Below are 20,159 nucleotides of genomic sequence, written 5' to 3' on the forward strand. Positions count from 1 at the left end.
GACAGGTACTGGTGTATTAATACGTTTGTTGAGTCGCTCGTTTATACTGTCGGGCTTTCAACTCTTTACGTTGCTTATTCCAATCTTGCTCTGAATCCAACGCATCCGCATCTTCCAAGGCTTCCTCTTTCTGCTTCTGTAAAAGCGGAGAGCTCAGCGACTCGGCCTGAGAACCCAGATAGGATGCGCTATCCTGAAGGATCTTCTTCGCACCTTCCAGATCACCGCTATCACGGGCTTCAATAGCGCTACGGCTAAACTCATTAGCGACCTGCTCAACCGCCGCTTCAAGTGCCTTATCATTGCGAGCTGCTTTTATTTCCTGCCGGGAAAGACTAAAGCGGGCAACACTCTGGCCGGATAATTTTTCCTGATGTTGAGTCAACAAATTATCGTAGCTGACATTAACCGCCACCAGCTCAAGCTCTGTTTCAGCCTGCTGCTCAGGAACTTCTACCTCAAGAATAACGAATTTCTCCTGCTCGCTATAGAGCTGATTCAATCGGGTAGTTACCCGGTTACCAATAATTTCACTTTTACGCCCCAACAAACGGATAGGTTTTACACCGTTTCGGCAACGAATTTCTATAGTAACGCCCTGAGCGACCACCGAAAGCACATCACCGAACTCATATTGAAAAACAGACGCCAGATCTTCAGCATTCTCAACAAAGGCATGGTTACCATCACTAAAGCCAGCTAAACGTGTCATTAGGTCTTCGTTATAGCCAAGCCCTAAGCCGATAGTGGTTACACTAATGCCTTCTTTCGCCAGCGAAGCGCCTAGCTCTCCCAATTCAGAAGCAGATTGAGGCCCTACATTGGCTAAACCATCGGACATTAAAATAACCCGGTTGACTTTATTTTTACTCAAAAACTTACGTAGCTCATTAGCCCCTTTACTGACGCCGGCAAACAGCGCGGTATTACCATTCGCATGGACATTTTGGATCGCGTTATAAATGGCCTGATGATTACGTACCTGAGTCGCAGGCACTACCACCTGCACTCTGGAATCGTAGCTGACCACTGAAACAATATCCCGCTCATCAAGGCGCTTAATCGCCATGATAGCGGCTTCACGAGCATACTTGATTTTATCGCCACTCATTGAGCCAGACTTATCCAACACAATGGCTACATTGGCAGGTATGCGTGCCTGCTTATCCTGCTGTTTAAAACCTTCCAAAGAAATTTTTATGAAAGCCCTGTGACTTTGCTCTGCTTCCATCACAGGGGTTGCCAGATTAATGTTCAGATTTACCTGATTAGCCTGAGCCAAAACCGGCAACAGGCTCAGTATTAAAAATCCGCATGTCCCTGCTCTCTGTCTTAACATCTGTCTTAACATGCGTCTTAGCATAGACCTGCCTAATTGAGTGTTCATGATGAAGCTCCTGAGATGTGAGTATAGTGGATCAAATCCACCGCTGTATTTACTCTACGTTCAACAAGACAGAAGAAAGTCAGATAAGGTTATCGATTTTGTAAGAAATTTGTAAAACATTAGAACCCATCACAAGGCCCCGGAATTTTTTTAAAGTGACGCAGCCAGCTAATAAACCTTCAATATATCGATAATCAAGGTTGAAGCTATGATGGTGTAACGATAGCACGACGGAATAGCCTGCTGAATGATACGACAGAAGCCGGTGGCGCTTGTTCTTAGCTTGAGATGGTTTCAACCGCTGATTACCGGTAATCCCGGTTCAATTGTCATTAGTAATAAGACCACCCTAAAGTGGTCTTATCTGCTGTGGCTCTAGCTTAAGTGGTGAACCGGTTCCATTCCGTAGACCGGTGTTGCTATGCCTTCCATACGGGCTTTTATTTGCAGTGACAGGTATTGAGAGTAGTGACGGGATTGGTGCAGGTTGCCGCCGTGAAACCAGAGTGCGTCCTGGTGCGTAGGCTTCCACATGTTGCGTAGTTCGCCTTCCCATGGCCCCGGATCTTTGCTGGTATCAGACCCCATACCCCAGCATTTCCCCACCTTATCGGCAACTTCCTGAGAGATGATTTTAGCCGCCCAACCGTTCATTGAACCATAGCCGGTGGCATACACAATTAAATCGGCGGGTAGCTCTGTGCCATCCGTTAACACTACTGATTTGGGCTTGATCCGCTCAATAGACACACCTGATTTAAGCTTAATTTCTCCGTCAGCGACCAGGTCTGATGCACCGACATCAATGTAGTAACCTGAACCGCGACGCAGGTATTTCATGAACAGTCCCGATCCATCTTCACCAAAGTCGAGCAGAAAACCAGCATCCGTTAAACGTTGGTAAAACTCAGCATCACGTTCCGCAACCGCTTGGTACGCGGGTATATGAAATTGCGGCATAATCTGAAAAGGCACGGATGCAAAGGTTAAATCGGCCTTATAAGTGGTCATCCCACTTTCAACCGCTTCTTCTGAATATAAACCACCTAAGACCAGCTCCATCAGCGAGTCAGACTTGATAATGTGGGTGGATGAACGCTGAATCATGGTGACGTCTGCATCGTTTTCCCACAACGCACAGCAGATATCATGGGCGGAGTTGTTGCCGCCTAATACGATGCATTTCTTATCTTTAAAAGCTTCTCCACCCGGATGTTGACTGGAGTGATGCTGCTCACCTTCAAAGGTATCCATCCCTGGTATATCGGGCGTATTAGGAATACCGGACATACCTGTCGCAAGGATCAGCTGTTTAGGGTGCAACGTCAGTTTCTCACCATCGCGATCGATCTCTACCGTCCACTCTTGTTTCTCTTCATCATAGTGAGCGTGTGTGCAGCGTGTTGACCCCCAATAGTTCAGTTCCATCACTTTGGTGTACATCTCCAGCCAATCACCTACCTTATCTTTTGGCGTAAAGACGGGCCAATTCTCAGGAAAAGGCAGATAAGGCATATGGTCATACCAGATAGGATCATGCAGCGAGAGTGATTTATAGCGATTACGCCAGGTGTCTCCGGGTTTAGGTAAGGCATCAATAATAATCGTTGGCACTTCAAGTTGGCGTAGGCGTGCCCCTAATCCTATCCCGCCTTGTCCACCACCAATGATCAGGCAGTAGGGTTGTTCGGTATAGCCGAGGGTTGCTTCTTCATGCTGGCGTTTTTCGAGCCAGGTTTGGCGGTTTTTATTGGCCCCATGTTCCGCGCCTTTAGGGCGTAGCTTATTGCGTTTTTCCGGGTAATCTTTTAGCTCGGTCATGGTCGTCAGAAATGTCCACGCCAATCCATCACGTAAGCGTACATAGGCACGCCCTCTTGCTACGCCGGTTTCGAAACTGATCCATGCATCGGTAACGCCGTCAGCCTCAGTAGCATTTTCTTCGACTTGCCAGTGACAGGGACGGGTATTATCCATGGTTGCAGCGATCATATCACTAATAGCAGCCCGCCCTTCCAGGGTTTTAATATTCCATGTGAAAACGATAAGATCACGCCAGAAGCCGCTCTCTTCAAACAAATTAGCGGCATCTGTTGGGGTATCTGAACTAAGCGCGGCGGCAAATTTTTCGACCCACGCCACGGCGGTAAGGGTCGGCTGATGAGTCGCGGTTAATGCGGGTTTTGTTAATGCGGTATTGCTCATAAGTATCTCCACTGCAGATTATTGTTTTTGTAACTGCGTTAACACCAACGTCTTGATCAAGTCTGGGAACGTCCTTGTATTACGTTGATGCAGGAGATAAAGCAGTAAGCATGCCAGAGTGCTAAGTTTTTTTGTTTTATATAATAGGTAATTGATTATTATAAGATTTTCGTGTGATATTTGATGGTTTGTGTCGCCAGCCAGTGGATTCCGAATCTGATTAGGTTTACACCTGTAATGCGACGGCATACCAGGTGTAACGCGCTGTTTAGTACGCCGTTACAGGTGTAAACCTGTAACGGCGTACTATCACGAACGATAGAAATGGCTACAGAAAGGACGGTAGAAAGAACTATAGAAAGCCTGCAGAGTGAGGGGTAAACTCGATTAACCGTGCATAAAAATAACAGCCACGGGCTAAGGAGCAGTATGCATAGCGCAAGCCAACAGCGTCGTCATATCAATACGATACTCAGCTATGGTGGTCACCAGGCGATGAGTAAAAGCTATTCGCCCAGCCACGACATCATCGGACGTTCGTGGCAGCGATGCTTAACCGAATATGGTTTAGATCCAAGCCAACCAAGGCCGGCACGTATTGTGACCCATCAAACTCTGCGTGAGCATCAAGACTCGGTCGATGAGTTTTTGAATGTAGCACGTGCGGGTGTAGAACAGCTTTACACTCAGGTGTCGAGTCTCGGTTATGTCTTATTACTGAGTGATCATCGCGGTATTACCGTTCAGTTCTTAGGTAATAAACATGATGACGAACTTCTGCATAGGGCGGGGCTCTACTTAGGAGCGGACTGGAGTGAGCAATATGCGGGAACCTCGGCTGTCGGAACCTGTATTCAAGAGCAACAAGCATTAACCTGCCATCGTGTCGATCATTTTGATAGTTCCCATATAGGTTTAACCTGTACGGCTGCGCCTATTAAAGATCCTTCGGGTCAGTTGTTGGCCGTTTTAGATATTTCCGCATTACATTCGTCCCGCACACCCGATAGCCAGAATTTTGCGCTACACCTCACCCAGCTGTATGCACGGCTGATTGAGGATGCCTACTTTTTAAGGCGTTATCGGCATAGTTTGATTTTCAGGTGTGATAAGTCGCGTGAGTTAGTCCAGGTGAACGGGCAACTGTTATTTGCCTTAGATGAGCAAGGCGATATTCTGGCGGCTAATTCAGCAGCGCGTGCCCTTCTCTCACAGCTCAATTTACATAATCAGCCAAGGGTTTCTTTACCCTCATTACTAGAATGTCAGTGGCGCGATATTTTGTCGATCACCTACGATAGTAAAGACGGCACGCGGGCATTTCGGGTATCCGGCACACAACAAACCCTATTTGGGATGCTGATTGAGCCGACCCCGAATCTGATGAGCAAACCAGCGACTTCCCAGGCGCTGACCACACAGGACGAAGCCGTACCCGCACTCGATTGCTTAGCTGCAGATGACCCGGCTATGCGCCAAACCATCTGTTTAGCTAAACGCTTACGTGACCGGAATGTAAGCTTGCTGATACTCGGAGAGACAGGCACAGGTAAGGAGGTGTTAGCGCAAGCGATTCACGCGAGTAGCCAGCGTGGCAACAACGCTTTTATGGCGGTTAATTGTGCGGCAATTCCTGAGTCGCTCATAGAGAGCGAGCTATTCGGATATGCACCGGGCACGTTTACGGGTGGTCGGGCAAAAGGCGCCAAAGGACTAATCCAGCAAGCCAACGGCGGCACCCTGTTTTTGGACGAAATTGGTGATATGCCCCTACATCTGCAAACTCGCTTACTGCGTGTTTTAGCAGAAGGACAAGTGCTTCCTCTAGGAGCAGTGCAGCCCATTGATGTGGATATACGCGTGCTGGCGGCGACCCATTGCAATATTGCGCAACTGATCGCTGCTGGACGCTTTCGGGAAGACCTTTTCTACCGACTGAATGGCGCCACGCTAACACTGCCAGCCCTTAAAGCGCGAGCCGATAAGCATTATCTTATCCAAACTTTACTTAAGCGGATTAATCCCACCGTCAGGTTACGGGCGGATGCGATGAGTGCGCTACTCGCCTATGAGTGGCCGGGTAATATTAGGCAACTCGACAACACACTCACTTTTGCAGAAGCTATCTGTGAAGCAGATGAGATAACCGTGCATCACTTACCGGAAGAATGCATGATTCATCGAAGGGAGAATCCCGCATTGTTGACGCTGAGACAAACGGCGCCAGAATACGTAGGTGCAAGTACACTCGAAGCTGATATTCAATCACCTGAACAACAGGCGTTACTTGATACGTTACGGCATCACCGCTGGAATATATCAGCGGCGGCAAAACAGTTAAACGTATCCCGCCCAACGGTTTATCGTCGCATGAGACAGTACAAGATTGTTCTCCCCAAAGACATGTAAAGGGCAGGCTTAAACAGCATGCTGTATGAGCTCATCCGCTGATCATCCCGTAACCCGGGTCAACTGGTCAGTTTCCCTTTACGGTGTCTCTGCGTTTGCGCTCCCATTGAGACCAAGCAAGCCAGGTTCTGCAGCCCAATTCAGCTAACCAGCGAAACGCCGGATCCAACAACAGGCCCGCCACTTTACGATAGCGCGTATGTTGCCAGGCCCGCACATTCGCGTCTAAACCTTTCACCCACTGGCCATCTTCGGTTTTTAAATGCAACTCAGAACGCAGCGCCGCCTGATCACCTATCGGCAAAGATGTAATGGGCAACAATTCTAAACCATCATCATAATGGCCCGGCAGCTTGGCCATTTCGGCACTGCAAATCGGGCAGGCATCGTCGTAATATAGTATGTCTTTTTACATCTTCTCTATACGTGCTCTCGCGATAATCAGATGTCAGCTAATAAGAAAATATACGGCGAGGCCGCCTCATAGAGATTCCATATCAGCTAACAGCCGTTCACCCTTAGCAACAATGTCCGCCTGCTCTTCTGGTGAATACTTACGCCAGGCATTGTAGGGAAATGCCATCCGGGGATTGCGTCCAAATCTATCTTCGTGTCGATTGATAAAGTGCCAATACAGCGCATTAAATGGACAAGCATCATCAGTGAGTTTTTCTTTCACGTTATACGCGCAGCCTTTGCAGTAATCGCTCATTTTATTAATATAATTGCCACTGGCAGCATAAGGTTTAGAGGCTATTAAACCGCCATCGGCAAACAAAGCCATGCCACGCGTATTGGGTAATTCGACCCACTCTACCGCATCGATATAAACACCCAAATACCACGCGTCGACGTCATCCGGCGCTAAGCCAGCCAACAGCGCAAAATTACCCGTCACCATCAACCGCTGTATATGGTGTGCGTAACTGTACGTCATGGTTTGTTGAATGCTTTGTTTGATGCAATTCATTTTGGTGTTGCTACTCCAATACCAACCAGGCAGAGGCGTGGTCGCATCGAGTGCATTCAGCCTTCGGTACTGCGGCATATTCGACCAATACATACCCCGCACATATTCGCGCCACCCTAGAATTTGCCGAATAAAACCTTCAACCTGCGCGAGGTTAATCTCACCTTCAGATGTTTCAAAATATTGAATCGCGGTTTGAATCACCTGCATGGGATGCAGCATTTTTGTATTCAGTGAAAAGCTCAGCCGTGAATGGTACAAACTCCATTGATACTCGCTTTTTTCAGTCATCGCATCCTGATACAAACCAAAATTCGACAAACCAAACTCGCAAAAATAATTGAGCAACGCTAATGATTGAGTTCGATTGACTGGCCACAGCAGGCTGTCGTTTGGCTCTCCAATGGTGTTAACCTTATGCCTTGCTAAACGTGCCAATACCTCTCGGGCATTATTGCTGAACATTAGCGGTTGCGGAATGTCGGGTAATGCGTTTTTTGATAGAGCTTTTCGATTTTCGGCATCAAAATTCCAGCGCTCACCTAACGGCCCATCATCTGTCATTAAAATATTAAACCGCTTACGCATTTTGCGATAAAACATTTCCATGCGTACGGCAGTGTTAGGTTTAAAATACTGCTGGAGTTCTTCAAACGGCACTAAAAAGTGTTCGCTATCTACTTTGATAATAGTGACGCTGACTTTAGTGTTTAATTCATCTAACTGACTAAGCAGGCGGTATTCATCAGGCCGTTGATACTCAAAACTGGCACATCCTGTTTGGGTGATAACGTGTTGGATAAGCCCCGAAAGCGATTCAAACTCAGCCGAGTCATCGAGCGTTAAATGTAAAACCCTATGACCGCTTTGTTGCAGCGCCTGGGCAAATGCTTGCATAGCCAAAAAAAAAGCACAGACCTTTTGCACATGGTGCCGAACGTAATTGACCTCTTGCGGCAATTCGGCGATTACATATAACGTATCTTCGCTTTTTTCCTGGAACCATGAATGGCGCGCATTAAGTTGATCACCCAATATCCAGCGCACGGTTTTTACCTTGGGTAGACAGTCCAGTGCCATGGCTATAATTGCTCAAAGCTGTCTATAAACACGTCTAAGTCTCCACAAGTCTCATAGGCCAACAGGCTATATCTAAAGTTTCATGTACTATATCGCTTCTGGTTTCAGCAACCCACTGATTTAAGTAACCGCTATCTGGATGTTACTCATGTACGGGTTACAGGCTAAACAACACATCGGTGCGGATAATATACTTCACACCTTCAGCTATTGTTTGCGAGCTATGCAGATACTGCAACGGATGCATGCCATGAGGAAAGCACAATGCGCCACCAGCAGGCGTGCGTACACCCACCACATTCGCATCCTTAGGGTTTCGGGCTGGCCTGGCTGGATCATTTTTATCAACCAGAAACTGTGTTTCACCCCCGCTAAAATCATCATTTAACAGAATCAAAAAGGTATACTGGCTATAACGATCACCAAAAGCATCAGGTACTATCTGCCCGTTAACGATCCGGCTTCCGGGCCAGGCACCGTCTGTATGAGTGCTGAAGAAATCCTCTTTTTCATAACGATAAAAACGGAAGCGCTGATTCAGCCCTAGTGGCTCTTTAGCCATGAAGTGGCTGGTGTCATCACTAAACAATGGCGCGGCCCGTGACCAAATAAGTCGCTCCGTTACGCTATCCACAATCCAGTTAAGATTCATATTATGGCGAATGTTCCGTCCCAGAGATACCGCCGCATCTTCGGTAAAACCCATCGTTTCAATCGCGTCAATAAAGGCCCGGCATTCATCAGGACTTAACAGGTTTAATAACTGAAACACCCCTGGCACACCCTCAACCGCTGTACGGATAACATCTGGCCGTTGATCTGTCAACTGCTCTTTCAACTGCAAAGGATTTTCTTCACTACTACCCCACAATGGTAAGTCCTGACGACGACTACCAGGCTCACGGCCAGCGATATAAAACGGGTGAGTGTTTGTATTCATAAGCCTTTCGGGACCCCTTGTATTTCAATAATCAGATTTTCCGGCGCACGCACAAATATCTGCTTAACACTAGAATCCGGCACTGTATTCATAGAGTAGTTCAGGTTTAAAGTGGCAATCCTGACCATAACTTCATCAAAGTCATCACTATAAAAACTGACATGATGCACAATATTTTGCTCGGTTACACCACTCACTTCCGACTGCTGCTGCTCATGGCTTGCGCGGTGTGGAAAAATATGAACAACGTCCTTATCCCCTGCGTATAGAAAGTAACCATCAAAGGGAAGACCCGGTCTGGAACCCACCTCGAAGCCTAATAAATCACAGAGAAAGTCTTTCATTCTCTGCGGGTTTATCGCGCTCAATGAAAGGTGATCAAAACTAACATTCATATTTACCTCCGTATCGCAAAAGGCCCATAAGTAATATCGCGGCAATCTCTGCAATGTTCAATTGATACAGGCCATGACCAGCAGCCATGCAGAGCCAACCAAGCCGTTCGATGATTTACGTATTGTCAGCCTCAGGGCCTTAGAAGCCCGTTATTCCGGGTGCCTTAAGCACCCGAAATAACGATAGGGTCACGCGATTTTAGTCATTTCATTCAGCGTAAAGGAGGTAACAGCACCCTCTGTTGCAGCCATGTAGTCCTGCAGGTGCTGGTTACCCATATGCTTTTGCCACAGATCACGGGTTTCCCAGTTTTCATAAAACATAAAGTGCGCAGGATTTTCATTGTCCTGATGCAAGTCATAATTGATGCAGCCCTGTTCAGCACGAGTGACATCAATCAGTTTTAGCAATGCACCCTTGACCAGATCAATTTTGTCTTGATTTGCGATTATATTTGCAACAATAGTTAGTGTAGACATGTTCGCTTTTCCTGTTTAAGTTGATGTTCTTTACTATGCTTATTAATCAGTTATTTCGGTAACTGGATACGTACGATGTGATACTGCTTTCTACCTCCGGCGTCCCCCTCGTTCAAGGCAGGATGCAAGTGCAACTGGTTCTGAGTAATTTAGAAACAGCGACAGCCGAATTTTCAACATCGGCTACATAGATGTTGCCATCAGGTCCCATAATCATGCCATCAAAGTGGCCAATGCTAAAGTCGCTTTAAAATGCTTCATAATGATTCCGTTTGGGTTAATTCGCTCAGTCAGTAAGCTCATAATAGGCCTTGATCACCACACTTTAAACAGTATAATAATTGAATCATTATCAAATTATATTAGAGAATATGCTGTTAAAAGATCTGCAAGTCATCCTTAAAGTTGCGGAGTTTCGCAGCATTACCGCTGCCGCAACCAATCTGGATATGCATATGGCAACAGCCAGTGCCGCCGTTAAACGGGTGGAAAAAGCGTTAGGTGTTGAGCTGTTCATACGCACCACAAGACAGTTACGACTTTCAGGCGCTGGGGAAAGGTATATCCCACAATGCGAGCAAGCACTGATTATGCTGGATCAGGCGCAGCAAAACATGAAGGATGATCTTGATATAATAGATGGTGAAATGCGCATTGCTGTTTCATCCGACCTGGGTAGAAACGTAGTTACACAATGGCTGGATGAGTTTATAGATAGTTATCCTGATGTCAGCCTGAAATCCCACATCAGCGATAGCAACATCGACTTTTATCGTGACTCTGTAGATCTGGCGCTTCGATATGGATCCCTTAATGATGCTAATCTTTATGGCTTTAAGATCTGCAACGTGCCCCGCTTGCTGTGTGCCACAAGTGAATACCTTGACAACAACGGTACTCCGACACATCCACGGGATCTGCAATCTCACAACGGTTTACTCTACCAACTCTATGATGTTATTCACGATGAATGGGCGTTTTCCTGCGCAAGTAAAGAGTACAAAATAAAGATGGCTAGCAACCGGGCGTCTAACGATGGAGATCAGGTAAGACGCTGGTGTGTGGGGGGGAAAGGTTTGGCGGTAAAATCCTGCCTTGATATGTCCGCCGACCTTCTATCAGGTAAAGTGGTCAGCGTTATGCCTGAGTTCAAACCGACGCCAACTGAACTGTGGCTGGTCTGCCCAAGCAGACAATCAATCACACCCGCTATACGATTACTGAGAGATAAATTCAGAGACAAGAGTTTGGATATTCTGAAGCAACTGGTTCAAAAAGGAATTATAGACCCTGGTATTCTTAATGAGAAATAAGAAGGAGAGATTGATTCACCCTCCCTTCAGCCTCTTGTGACAAACGGGTCATCGAAGGGTCTGACTGTAGTGGTCTACTAATACCGGACGCCAACAACCGAATTGAAATTATCAGAGAAGCCTTGCCGTGGCTTTCCATTATTAAGGACTTCTACTGTGTTCAAAAATCCTTTTGGGAACTCATCATAAAATCCTGTCGTATTGATGTAATAAAATTGACACATTAGATTGATAAATGAGCCCGGTGATCTGATTAAGCGGATCTTCCATGGCGGGATCGCTTACGCTATCTCTGCCTCAACTTTTTAAACACACATTATCTGAAATTCCGATAGCGCTCGACTGAAACCCTACCTCCGGCAAGATTAAAAAGATTATGAGTCACGGCAGACTAGGTTAAAATATTTAAGGCGATAAACGAATCACTTCTGTCAGCAAGCTGCTCAGTTGCTGCATTTTTTCGTCCCCCAGTTTTGCTATTAAGCGGGCGTAGGCTTTATCTATTTTAGGACTGACGTCTTTAAAAATCTGGGTTGCTTTGTCACTTAGTGAAAGTAAAGTGATGCGTTGGTCATGCTCGGAGCGAATCCGAATAATCAGACCATCGGCTTCAAGGCGGCTGATAATTCGGGTTAAGCTTGGACTTAAGATACAGCAGCGCTCAGCGAGTTGTTTTGCATCCAATTGAGTGTTGTCATTCAATACCCGAATAACCCGCCATTGCTGCTCAGTAAAACCTGTCTCTTGAAGAATCGGGCGGAAAAACATCATGGCCGATTCACGTGATCTCAGTAATTGTAACGTAAGGGAGTCTTCTAATTTTTGCATAATGCGTTTAATGGCAACTAGGTAAGGGAGTTGGGAAGCAAGTGGACAGTCAAAAGTCCTTAATATGTTAAATATAGAATATATCAAAATGCTTGGTATATTGCATAGATAAAGATCTGTTCAGACTTGCTTACGCATTGCGGCCCAATGCCGGGTATGTACCCAGGTAGCCAGGCACATGCAAATCAAAATCAGGATAAATACCAGTATGGGTGTGTTAGTCACTATTAAGGGAATCAACTGCGAGAAAATGGCACCTAAAAGAAGTTGTAAGAAGCCCATCAAACCCGCAGCCATACTGGATTGCGTCGTTATAGTACTGATGGCGGCGGTTTGATTACTGGGTTGGCTGATGCCTCGCCCAAAGGTAATCAAACACATAGGTAAGAAAAGAGTCGCATAGCTACTTTCTAATAACTGTTGTCCGACCAGTATTTGCCCGACCAGCAGTAGTAGAGCCCCTAGAATACTAATGCCGTTGCCGAGCATTATTGTGTTATCCAGAGGCTGATGTGTGTTGACCTGGGTACTCAGGTAGCCGCCCACCATAAAGGCGATAGAAATGGACATAAACCAATAGCCATAGGCATGGGTACCACCCTCAAAATTGTAGGTAATATAGGGCGACGAACTAACGAAGATATAGAAACAAATAGCGACCAGCGTGTTTGTCATGGCGTAGGTGCGAAAATCGTGGTCTTGGAGTAACTGTCTATAGAGGATGAGGTTTTCTTTAAAAGAGGGACGATAGTTTTGTTGAGTTTGATCGGGCATATATTTCAGGGTGAACACAAATAATACGCCACCTTGAAGTAGTGATACTACAAAGATACTTTGCCAACCCAGCTGGCTATTAATGAAGCTTCCTATTAATGGGGCAATGGTCTGGGACAAGGCAATAGCCATAATGATGTAGCCCATTTTTTGTGAAGCTTTTTCTTTTCCTACGCCATCCACCAGCAGCGCTCGGGCGATTGATATAGCGATTGCGCCGCCTAAGCCCTGCATGATACGTCCAATAAGTAAGCCTTCGATACTTCCGAATCCACCGCCAATGGCACTGCCCAGAGTGAGGCTGGCTAAGCCAATAATCAGTGTTTTTCTATAGCCAAAGTGATTCACTATTCCGCCTACCAAGAGCTGCCCCACGGCCAGCGAACAGAGATAAAGCGAATAGCTAAGTTGCACCAAGCTAATGTCAACATCCAGCTGTTTGGCGATATGGGGTAGAACCGGAAGCAGTATATTAATGGCGATTGGGCTGCTCATCGCGATAAATATCAGGTAGCTAATGGGCAGGCTTGGCATGTATCTCTCTTTGTTTATTGTTTGGCTCCGTCAGTCAGGCTAACAATGTAAAAAGCAAAAAATCTCCCGTGGGGAGATTTTACTTGATAGTGGATCAATTTACGTTAGAACGTCTTAGTTAGGAAAGCTGTTTTAATACACAAGGGAAAGCCGTATTAAAAAATTACAAACGACTGTTACCGTAGACAAAGGATCCATTTTCAACAGAGGCTTGCGGGCCAGGAACCGCCTCACCTGTTTGAGGCGAAACCGGAAAGATTGCATTAATTTGGCCGGTACCAGAGCTACCAAAATACGGGGTGATGACTTCTACTTTTTGATCGTAATCCGACCAGCCAAGAGCGCCCAATAGCATGGCGGTGTCGTGCATAAAACCTTCTCCATGACCTTTCGCCGCATACTCGGGCAGCATGTCACAAAAAGTTTTCCATTCTGCATTTTCCCACATTTGGACCACACGATGATCCAATTGCTCAAGAAATGGACTCCACACCTTATTGGAATACTCTGGCGCCTGGCCATTTTGTGCAAATCGATGGGACAAGGAACCACTAGCAAGAATCGCCACATTACCCTCGTATTCTTTTTCAATGGCTTCACGCAGCGCCCAACCAAAGCGAGCAGAATCATTCAGATAATGCACCGTTAACAAAGCGGAAACAGACACCACTTTAAAGTATTTATCTTCGTTCATATAACGCATAGGCACCAGGGTGCCATATTCAGGCGCGAGTGTTGTATTGTCATGAGCAAGCGTTTCAACCCCTTGTTCATTAGCTACTCTGGCTATCAGATTGCCCAGTTCAGGGTTGCCATCCACTTCATAAGGCATATTTTTGATAAAATGAGGTAACTCGTTACTGGTGAAAACTCCCTCAAAATGAGGTGCACAGTTAATATGAATATTGGCGTTCACCAACCAATGGGTATCAAACACCACGAGGGTATCCACATTCAATTCTTTACAACGACGTGCAATTTCATGATGACCATCGATGGCTGCCTGACGAAAGCCTTTTTGTGGGCCTTCCAATTCTGAAAGGTACATGGAAGGTACATGTGTGATTTTTGCGGCTAATACTAACTTACCCATTTTCAGGACCTCTTAATTCATTCCGCGCTCTATTTGAATAAAGCATGGATATTATTCTTATTAAATTTAAGAACCGGGTGTAATTCAGTTAATTCAAAAGATATTTGGCAGTAACTGACATCTGTGATGGGTTGCATCCAATCACACAGTATTTTAAAAATATTCTCCGCCACTTCCTGGCGTAATTCCATACTACGGCCATGGCCAATCTTTAAGGTCAGATTAAGCAAAGCAAAGTCTTCACGCCCATCCGCGATACGATAATCATCACAACGAATCGCCCGGCTACGAACGCCCCCTAACGGAAAAGCGCCGGTCGAGACGACATATTCATGAAATGCTTTAAACAGCAGCTGAAAATCCAATCGATCTTCTAAATTGGCCGAGTATTCAACAATAAAATGTGGCATGTAAACCTCCAAAAAGAGAGGAATATTCCTCTCCTGATCTCAAAATCACACACCCCATTTCGGAATATGATGGCTACCCATACTGATGCAAACGTTCTTTGGTTCACAGAAAATTTCATAGCTGTAAGTACCGCCTTCACGCCCGGTACCCGAGGCTTTCATGCCACCAAAGGGCGTACGAAGATCACGAACGTTTTGGCTGTTTACGAACAACATACCGGCTTCTATCCGATGAGCAATACGATGCACCTTGCCATTGTCCTGAGTCCATAAATAAGACGCCAGGCCATAATCATTGTCATTCGCCATGCGAATCACATCTTCTTCGTCTTTAAATGGAATCAATACAGCAACGGGGCCGAAGATCTCTTCTCGTGCAATGCGCATGTCGTTAGTGACATCACGGAATGCCGTTGGCCGAATAAAATGACCGCCTTTCAGGTGATCAGGCAATTCTGCGGTTGGTTTTTCAGGGCCACCAGCAATAAGAGTAGCCCCCTCTTCGATACCCGTTTGGATATAACCTGTGACTTTTTCCCAGTGTGATTGGCTGATCAATGAACCTACTTTGGTGTTTATATCAGTGGGATCACCGACTTCAATTTTGTTAGTGCGTTCAGCAAAGTCTTTGCAGAACCTGTCGTAAATTGTTTCCTGCACGAAGATACGAGAACCCGCCGTACAGCGCTCGCCATTGATAGAGAAAATACCGAATATCGCAGCATCCAGCGCACGCTCGTAATCACAGTCATCGAATATCATTACCGGTGACTTACCACCCAATTCCATCGAGAACTTCTTCAAGCCTGCCGTAGCAATAATGTGCTTGCCTGTTGATGTACCGCCGGTGAAGGAGATAGCCGCAACATCAGGGTTAGTGATCAAAGCGTTACCGGTGGTCGCACCAAAACCGTGAACAATATTGAATACGCCAGCAGGCACCCCGGCTTCCAGGGCCAGTCTACCGAGAAAATCGGTGGTCAGAGGAGACAATTCAGATTGCTTCATCACTGCGGTATTACCGAGCGCCAAACAAGGAGCCAATTTCCAGGTCCCTGTCATAAAGGGCACGTTCCAAGGGGAAATAAGCGCACAAACACCCGTTGGCTGATACAAAGAATAGTTCAGCATCTGATCGTCCATAGGATAAGTATGACCACTCATTTGCTTCGCCATTTCAGCAAAGAAATAGAAATTATTAGAGGCCCGGGGTATCAGTGCATTTTGTGTCTGGTACAGAGGCAAACCTGTATCGGCCGTTTCCATTTGAGCCAATTCTTCAACATTAGCGGCGATTAGATCACCCAGATTGGTAATAATTTTTGAACGCTTTGCGACGGGCATATTCGCCCAGGCGGGAAAGGCTGCTTTGGCCGCCGCCACCGCTTCAGCCACTTGTGCGTCAGAGGCATGTGCAACTTCAGCCAGGACTTCGCCTGTTGCTGGATTAAGCGTTTCAAAGGTTTCTTTGCTTTCAACCCATTTTCCGTTGATCAAATTTTTTATCATTTTTATCGTCTCTTTAAAGCAGATTGTCTTCCCGCTCTCTTTCAAATCCCTTTTAAAAAGTGATGTAGAAAGAAATTAAAGCGGTGAAACTCATTAACATGTTAAGTAAATTATTACTCATAGCTCAAATTGTCAAGGCACGAACACAGAAAATCTGCCTCTATAAAAAAATTTCTTTCAATCACTTTTTAAATATCGCCTCTCTTTTTAAGTCGCTGTCACTTTTTTGAGTTGACAGCAGAGCTCTATTACGCAAATATAGTTAACATGTTAAGCACATCAGGATACTGACTCCATGTACCATTACAGAATAAAAAAACACGGCAAAGTGGCGAGCCTTCAAGTCGAAACGGCGGGTGAAGTCCCACTGGAAAACGCCCTACTTCCTGCCGTCAATGGTGCCGTCATTGGCGTGGCGCTGAATGACAAAACCTTATATAACTCGTTAGAAAAACAATTCAACCAGAAGCCTCATGTCAGCCCACCAAAAACACCGGTGTTGCACATCAAAACCGATAATACGCATATTGGGTATGGGGACACTATTCGTATCCCGACCACGATGGGCGCAGTTTTTGCGGGTCCATCCCTTGGTATTGTGATGGGCAAGAAAGCCTGCCGCGTTACACAGGAAAATGCTCATGACTACATTCAGGGTTACACCATTGTTAATGAAGTGAGCCTCGCTGAAACCTCTTTTTACCGGCCGGCTGTTAAAGCGAAATGCCGCGATACCTTTTGTCCGATCGGGCCTTGGGTTATCGATGCATCTGATGTCGACAATGCGCAAGACTTAAAAATTTCAACCTACATCAATGATGAGCTTTGCCACGAAACGAACACCGATCAAATGGTTCATAGCATCGAGAAAATAGTCGCTTATATCAGCAGTTTTATCACCCTGGAAGTGGGCGACATGATTATCGCAGGCACACCACTACGCACCGAAAGCCTTGAAATTAAGGCGGGTGATGTAGTTGCGGTCGAGATCGAAAAGATTGGCCGTCTCGTTAACTCAGTTGCCGCAGAATAGGGAATCAAAAGCATGAAACGCGCAAAAATTTTACTCAATGAAGAAACCCTTAATGTGACCGTAAACGATGCGGGTCAGGTTGTGACAGAGCAAGGTGCTGTATTAGAAGAAGGTACTTTCACTTGGTTGCCTCCCTGTGAAGGCAAGGCATTTGTACTAGCCATTAACTATGCAGATCATGCAGCAGAACTGTCTTTCAACGCACCAGAAGAGCCTTTAGTGTTCTTGAAATCCAGCAATACCTTGATTGGTCACGATCAAAAGACCTATCAGCCGGACAATATCGATTACATGCACTATGAATGTGAGCTTGTCGTGGTTATCGGTAAAGAAGCGAAAAACGTCTCACTTGAAGACGCTATGGATTATGTGGGTGGCTATACAGTGGGTAACGACTACGCCATTCGGGATTATCTGGAAAACTACTACCGCCCTAACCTGCGCGTAAAAAGCCGTGATACCTGTACACCCATTGGCCCTTATATTATTGACGCAGCCGATGTTCCAGACCCTCACAACCTTATGATACGCACCTATATTAATGGTGAGCTGAAGCAAGAAGGCTCAACCAAAGATCTGATTTTCAACGTACCTTATCTCGTGTCCTACCTGAGTAACATCATGACGCTCACACCGGGTGACATGATCTTTACGGGCACACCCGAAGGCCTTGCCCATGTGTACCCCGGCGATGAAGTCATTGTCGAAGTAGAAGGCGTTGGTGCGCTTAAAAACACCATTATTTCAGAAACGGAATACGTGAACAGCCTGGCTGGTTAATGGGCGGCTAATTGCTTAACAAGCGTCCTAAGCAATCTTCTACATTAAGGGACGAAATAAGGAACTAATCATGCTATCACCCGACATTATTAAACAGTGTGCTCAACGTCTCCATCAAGCGGAAAAAGAGCGTGTACAGATCCGCCAGATTTCATTGGATTACCCCAATATCGCCATTGAAGACGCCTATGCGATTCAAAGCGAATGGCTCAAAATCAAGCTGGCAGAGGGTCGTAAAATCATCGGCCACAAGATAGGTTTGACTTCGCGAGCCATGCAGCAAAGCTCGCAAATTGACGAGCCCGACTACGGTACTTTGTTAGACGATATGCTCTACCACGACGGTTGCGAAATCGAAACGGATAAATTCATCGTGCCACGCATCGAAGTGGAATTGGCTTTTATCCTGAAAAAACCGTTAAGAGGCCCAAATTGCACCATGTTCGATGTTTATGATGCGACAGGCTATGTGGTGCCGGCCCTTGAGCTAATCGACGCCCGCAGTCAATCCATCGACCCGGAAACCAAGCGCCCTCGTTTGGTGTTCGACACCATTTCAGATAACGCCGCAAACGCTGCCATTATTCTGGGTGGCCGTCCTATCAAGATAGATGAAATGGATTTACGCTGGGTCTCGGCCATTATGCAGCGTAACGGTGTAATCGAAGAAACAGGGGTTGCCGCCGGTGTATTGAACCATCCTGCCAATGGCGTTTCCTGGTTAGCGAACAAGCTTCATCCGTTTGGTGTAGAGCTGGAAGCAGGCCAAATCATTCTGGGTGGCTCTTTCACTCGCCCAACGCCAGCCCGTAAAGGCGACACTTTCACTGTCGATTATGGCCCACTGGGTACCGTATCTTGTCACTTTAAATAACAATAAAAAAAGAAAGGATAACGGCATGAGCGCGCCAAAAAACACCTTTAAAATAGCCCTGAGTAATCAACAAAATCAGATTGGTTTATGGCTCGGTCTTGCTAATTCATACACCGCTGAGCTGATTGCCTCAGCGGGGTTTGACTGGTTATTAATCGATGCGGAACACGCGCCCAATACCCTGCAAACCATCGTAGGTCAGTTGCAAGCCATTGCGCCTTACCGCAGCCATCCGATTGTGCGCCCGGCGTGGGCGGATCATGTCAGTTTGAAGCAAATATTGGATCTGGGCGTTCAGACCATCTTAGCACCTATGATCGATAGTGCTGAGCAGGCAGAGCAAGTAGTGAAAGCAACCCGCTACCCGCCGCAGGGTATTCGTGGTGTCGGCAGCGCTCTGGCACGGGCTTCGCAGTTTAACCGCACACCTGATTATTTGACCACAGCGAACGATCAAATCTGTGTACTGATTCAAATCGAAACCACTATAGGCGTTGCGGCGCTGGACGATATTCTCGATGTAGATGGCGTTGACGGTGTCTTTATAGGGCCTGCAGATTTAAGCGCGTCCATGGGCTTTATCGGACAACCGAACCATCCTGAAGTAGTCGCCGTGATTGAAGCATGCATTGCTAAGATTGTCGCTAAGGGCAAAGCCCCGGGCATTTTGATGGCAGATGAAAAACAAGCGAAACGCTACATAGAACAAGGTGCCTTGTTTGTAGCGGTGGGCAGCGATACCGGCTTATTAATGAATAGCACCAAAGCCCTAACACAAAAGTTCATGCCCTCCTTAGATGACGCGCCTGATGGCACTTCAGATGGCGATGCGAATCAAGGAGGCGGCTCCGTCTATTAAAATAAGAGAGAACGAATCCTATGATGCTGTCTAGCTATCCTTTTTATCTCGCCAATAAGCCGGTTCATGCTAATAAAGAGCTGGCTGTATTAAATAAATACAGTAACGAAGTAGCGACCTATGTGGCCATCGCCAGTACCCAAGACATAGATAAAGCGATAGGGGCTGCAGATAATGCAAAACACGCCATACGAGCCCTACCCGCTTATAAACGTCAGACTATACTGCAACATTGCATTACTCGCTTTAAAAAACGTTTCGAATAGCTGGCTTATGCCCTTTGTGT

The 20,159-nt window shown here is 46.3% G+C and carries 20 protein-coding genes; 7 read left to right on the plus strand and 13 right to left on the minus strand.

What is annotated here, in order from left to right:
• Positions 1–16: 16 nt before the first annotated feature.
• Together Nant_RS05380 and Nant_RS05385 are read right to left on the minus strand one after the other, a co-directional pair.
• Complete coding sequence (locus Nant_RS05380) at positions 17–1,387, minus strand: vWA domain-containing protein (RefSeq protein WP_082400098.1); 1,371 nt, start codon at positions 1,385–1,387, stop codon at positions 17–19.
• A gap of 375 nt (positions 1,388–1,762) precedes the next feature.
• Positions 1,763–3,592, minus strand: coding sequence for an NAD(P)/FAD-dependent oxidoreductase (locus Nant_RS05385; RefSeq protein ID WP_054340613.1), 1,830 nt, complete (start codon positions 3,590–3,592; stop codon positions 1,763–1,765).
• Between the two features lie 429 nt (positions 3,593–4,021).
• Here Nant_RS05385 and Nant_RS05390 point away from each other — a divergent pair, with 429 nt between their 5' ends.
• On the plus strand, positions 4,022–6,001 hold the full coding sequence (locus Nant_RS05390; RefSeq protein WP_054340614.1) for a sigma-54-dependent Fis family transcriptional regulator: 1,980 nt from the start codon (positions 4,022–4,024) through the stop codon (positions 5,999–6,001).
• Positions 6,002–6,068: 67 nt separating this feature from the next.
• Here the strand turns inward: Nant_RS05390 and Nant_RS05395 are convergent, their stop codons facing one another.
• The 6 genes from Nant_RS05395 to Nant_RS21875 all read right to left on the minus strand — a co-directional run bounded on the left by Nant_RS05395 (position 6,069) and on the right by Nant_RS21875 (position 10,083).
• The gene (locus Nant_RS05395; protein ID WP_274378322.1) at positions 6,069–6,404 is read right to left on the minus strand and encodes a DCC1-like thiol-disulfide oxidoreductase family protein; all 336 of its coding nucleotides are present in this window, start codon (positions 6,402–6,404) and stop codon (positions 6,069–6,071) included.
• A 78-nt stretch (positions 6,405–6,482) separates the two neighbouring features.
• Positions 6,483–8,051: a cryptochrome/photolyase family protein gene (locus Nant_RS05400; RefSeq protein WP_054340616.1), complete on the minus strand. Its 1,569-nt coding sequence runs from the start codon at positions 8,049–8,051 to the stop codon at positions 6,483–6,485.
• A gap of 157 nt (positions 8,052–8,208) precedes the next feature.
• Positions 8,209–8,991: a 2OG-Fe(II) oxygenase family protein gene (locus tag Nant_RS05405; RefSeq protein ID WP_054340617.1), complete on the minus strand. Its 783-nt coding sequence runs from the start codon at positions 8,989–8,991 to the stop codon at positions 8,209–8,211.
• Positions 8,988–9,386, minus strand: a complete 399-nt coding sequence (locus Nant_RS05410; RefSeq protein ID WP_054340618.1) for a VOC family protein — start codon at positions 9,384–9,386, stop codon at positions 8,988–8,990. The genes Nant_RS05405 and Nant_RS05410 overlap by 4 nt, the downstream gene beginning before the upstream one ends.
• A gap of 189 nt (positions 9,387–9,575) precedes the next feature.
• Positions 9,576–9,866, minus strand: a complete 291-nt coding sequence (locus Nant_RS05415; RefSeq protein WP_054340619.1) for a putative quinol monooxygenase — start codon at positions 9,864–9,866, stop codon at positions 9,576–9,578.
• Between the two features lie 112 nt (positions 9,867–9,978).
• Positions 9,979–10,083 carry a hypothetical protein gene (locus tag Nant_RS21875; protein ID WP_420798924.1) on the minus strand — a complete coding sequence of 35 codons (105 nt, stop codon included), beginning with the start codon at positions 10,081–10,083 and terminating at the stop codon, positions 9,979–9,981.
• 154 nt (positions 10,084–10,237) lie between these two features.
• On the opposite strand from Nant_RS21875, the gene Nant_RS05420 reads away from it, so the two are divergent.
• The gene (locus Nant_RS05420) at positions 10,238–11,179 is read left to right on the plus strand and encodes a LysR family transcriptional regulator (RefSeq protein WP_054340620.1); all 942 of its coding nucleotides are present in this window, start codon (positions 10,238–10,240) and stop codon (positions 11,177–11,179) included.
• Positions 11,180–11,584: 405 nt separating this feature from the next.
• Here Nant_RS05420 and hpaR read toward each other — a convergent pair whose 3' ends face one another.
• The 5 genes from hpaR to hpaE all read right to left on the minus strand — a co-directional run bounded on the left by hpaR (position 11,585) and on the right by hpaE (position 16,327).
• Positions 11,585–12,007, minus strand: a complete 423-nt coding sequence (hpaR, locus tag Nant_RS05425) for a homoprotocatechuate degradation operon regulator HpaR (protein ID WP_054340621.1) — start codon at positions 12,005–12,007, stop codon at positions 11,585–11,587.
• 120 nt (positions 12,008–12,127) lie between these two features.
• Entirely contained in the window at positions 12,128–13,315 is a 1,188-nt protein-coding gene (locus Nant_RS05430; RefSeq protein ID WP_054340622.1) for an MFS transporter, read from the minus strand.
• A gap of 163 nt (positions 13,316–13,478) precedes the next feature.
• A complete protein-coding gene (hpaD, locus tag Nant_RS05435; RefSeq protein WP_054340623.1) occupies positions 13,479–14,408 on the minus strand; it encodes a 3,4-dihydroxyphenylacetate 2,3-dioxygenase in 930 nt (309 codons plus the stop codon).
• 29 nt (positions 14,409–14,437) lie between these two features.
• Entirely contained in the window at positions 14,438–14,818 is a 381-nt protein-coding gene (locus Nant_RS05440; RefSeq protein ID WP_054340624.1) for a 5-carboxymethyl-2-hydroxymuconate Delta-isomerase, read from the minus strand.
• Positions 14,819–14,863: 45 nt separating this feature from the next.
• Positions 14,864–16,327 (minus strand): 5-carboxymethyl-2-hydroxymuconate semialdehyde dehydrogenase, encoded by a 1,464-nt coding sequence (gene hpaE / locus Nant_RS05445; protein ID WP_143773519.1) that lies wholly within the window; start codon positions 16,325–16,327, stop codon positions 14,864–14,866.
• Between the two features lie 295 nt (positions 16,328–16,622).
• On the opposite strand from hpaE, the gene Nant_RS05450 reads away from it, so the two are divergent.
• The 5 genes from Nant_RS05450 to Nant_RS21685 all read left to right on the plus strand — a co-directional run bounded on the left by Nant_RS05450 (position 16,623) and on the right by Nant_RS21685 (position 20,139).
• Entirely contained in the window at positions 16,623–17,360 is a 738-nt protein-coding gene (locus tag Nant_RS05450; RefSeq protein ID WP_054340625.1) for a fumarylacetoacetate hydrolase family protein, read from the plus strand.
• A gap of 12 nt (positions 17,361–17,372) precedes the next feature.
• A complete protein-coding gene (locus tag Nant_RS05455) occupies positions 17,373–18,140 on the plus strand; it encodes a fumarylacetoacetate hydrolase family protein (RefSeq protein WP_054340626.1) in 768 nt (255 codons plus the stop codon).
• A 70-nt stretch (positions 18,141–18,210) separates the two neighbouring features.
• Positions 18,211–19,014, plus strand: coding sequence for a 2-oxo-hept-4-ene-1,7-dioate hydratase (gene hpaH, locus Nant_RS05460; RefSeq protein WP_054340627.1), 804 nt, complete (start codon positions 18,211–18,213; stop codon positions 19,012–19,014).
• 25 nt (positions 19,015–19,039) lie between these two features.
• Positions 19,040–19,873: a 4-hydroxy-2-oxoheptanedioate aldolase gene (gene hpaI / locus Nant_RS05465; protein ID WP_054340628.1), complete on the plus strand. Its 834-nt coding sequence runs from the start codon at positions 19,040–19,042 to the stop codon at positions 19,871–19,873.
• 20 nt (positions 19,874–19,893) lie between these two features.
• Complete coding sequence (locus Nant_RS21685; RefSeq protein ID WP_054340629.1) at positions 19,894–20,139, plus strand: aldehyde dehydrogenase family protein; 246 nt, start codon at positions 19,894–19,896, stop codon at positions 20,137–20,139.
• The last annotated feature ends 20 nt before the right edge of the window (positions 20,140–20,159 follow it).

The sequence above is a fragment of the Neptunomonas antarctica genome (assembly GCF_001305295.1).
GTDB lineage: Bacteria > Pseudomonadota > Gammaproteobacteria > Pseudomonadales > Balneatricaceae > Neptunomonas > Neptunomonas antarctica.

Coding starts and splice junctions, on each gene's coding strand:
- Nant_RS05380 (WP_082400098.1), bottom strand. CDS start 1,387: ATGAACACTCAATTAGGCAGGTCTATGCTAAGACGCATGTTAAGACAG.
- Nant_RS05385 (WP_054340613.1), bottom strand. CDS start 3,592: ATGAGCAATACCGCATTAACAAAACCCGCATTAACCGCGACTCATCAG.
- Nant_RS05390 (WP_054340614.1), top strand. CDS start 4,022: ATGCATAGCGCAAGCCAACAGCGTCGTCATATCAATACGATACTCAGC.
- Nant_RS05400 (WP_054340616.1), bottom strand. CDS start 8,051: ATGGCACTGGACTGTCTACCCAAGGTAAAAACCGTGCGCTGGATATTG.
- Nant_RS05405 (WP_054340617.1), bottom strand. CDS start 8,991: ATGAATACAAACACTCACCCGTTTTATATCGCTGGCCGTGAGCCTGGT.
- Nant_RS05410 (WP_054340618.1), bottom strand. CDS start 9,386: ATGAATGTTAGTTTTGATCACCTTTCATTGAGCGCGATAAACCCGCAG.
- Nant_RS05415 (WP_054340619.1), bottom strand. CDS start 9,866: ATGTCTACACTAACTATTGTTGCAAATATAATCGCAAATCAAGACAAA.
- Nant_RS21875 (WP_420798924.1), bottom strand. CDS start 10,083: ATGATTATGGGACCTGATGGCAACATCTATGTAGCCGATGTTGAAAAT.
- Nant_RS05420 (WP_054340620.1), top strand. CDS start 10,238: ATGCTGTTAAAAGATCTGCAAGTCATCCTTAAAGTTGCGGAGTTTCGC.
- hpaR (WP_054340621.1), bottom strand. CDS start 12,007: ATGCAAAAATTAGAAGACTCCCTTACGTTACAATTACTGAGATCACGT.
- Nant_RS05430 (WP_054340622.1), bottom strand. CDS start 13,315: ATGCCAAGCCTGCCCATTAGCTACCTGATATTTATCGCGATGAGCAGC.
- hpaD (WP_054340623.1), bottom strand. CDS start 14,408: ATGGGTAAGTTAGTATTAGCCGCAAAAATCACACATGTACCTTCCATG.
- Nant_RS05440 (WP_054340624.1), bottom strand. CDS start 14,818: ATGCCACATTTTATTGTTGAATACTCGGCCAATTTAGAAGATCGATTG.
- hpaE (WP_143773519.1), bottom strand. CDS start 16,327: ATGATAAAAAATTTGATCAACGGAAAATGGGTTGAAAGCAAAGAAACC.
- Nant_RS05450 (WP_054340625.1), top strand. CDS start 16,623: ATGTACCATTACAGAATAAAAAAACACGGCAAAGTGGCGAGCCTTCAA.
- Nant_RS05455 (WP_054340626.1), top strand. CDS start 17,373: ATGAAACGCGCAAAAATTTTACTCAATGAAGAAACCCTTAATGTGACC.
- hpaH (WP_054340627.1), top strand. CDS start 18,211: ATGCTATCACCCGACATTATTAAACAGTGTGCTCAACGTCTCCATCAA.
- hpaI (WP_054340628.1), top strand. CDS start 19,040: ATGAGCGCGCCAAAAAACACCTTTAAAATAGCCCTGAGTAATCAACAA.
- Nant_RS21685 (WP_054340629.1), top strand. CDS start 19,894: ATGATGCTGTCTAGCTATCCTTTTTATCTCGCCAATAAGCCGGTTCAT.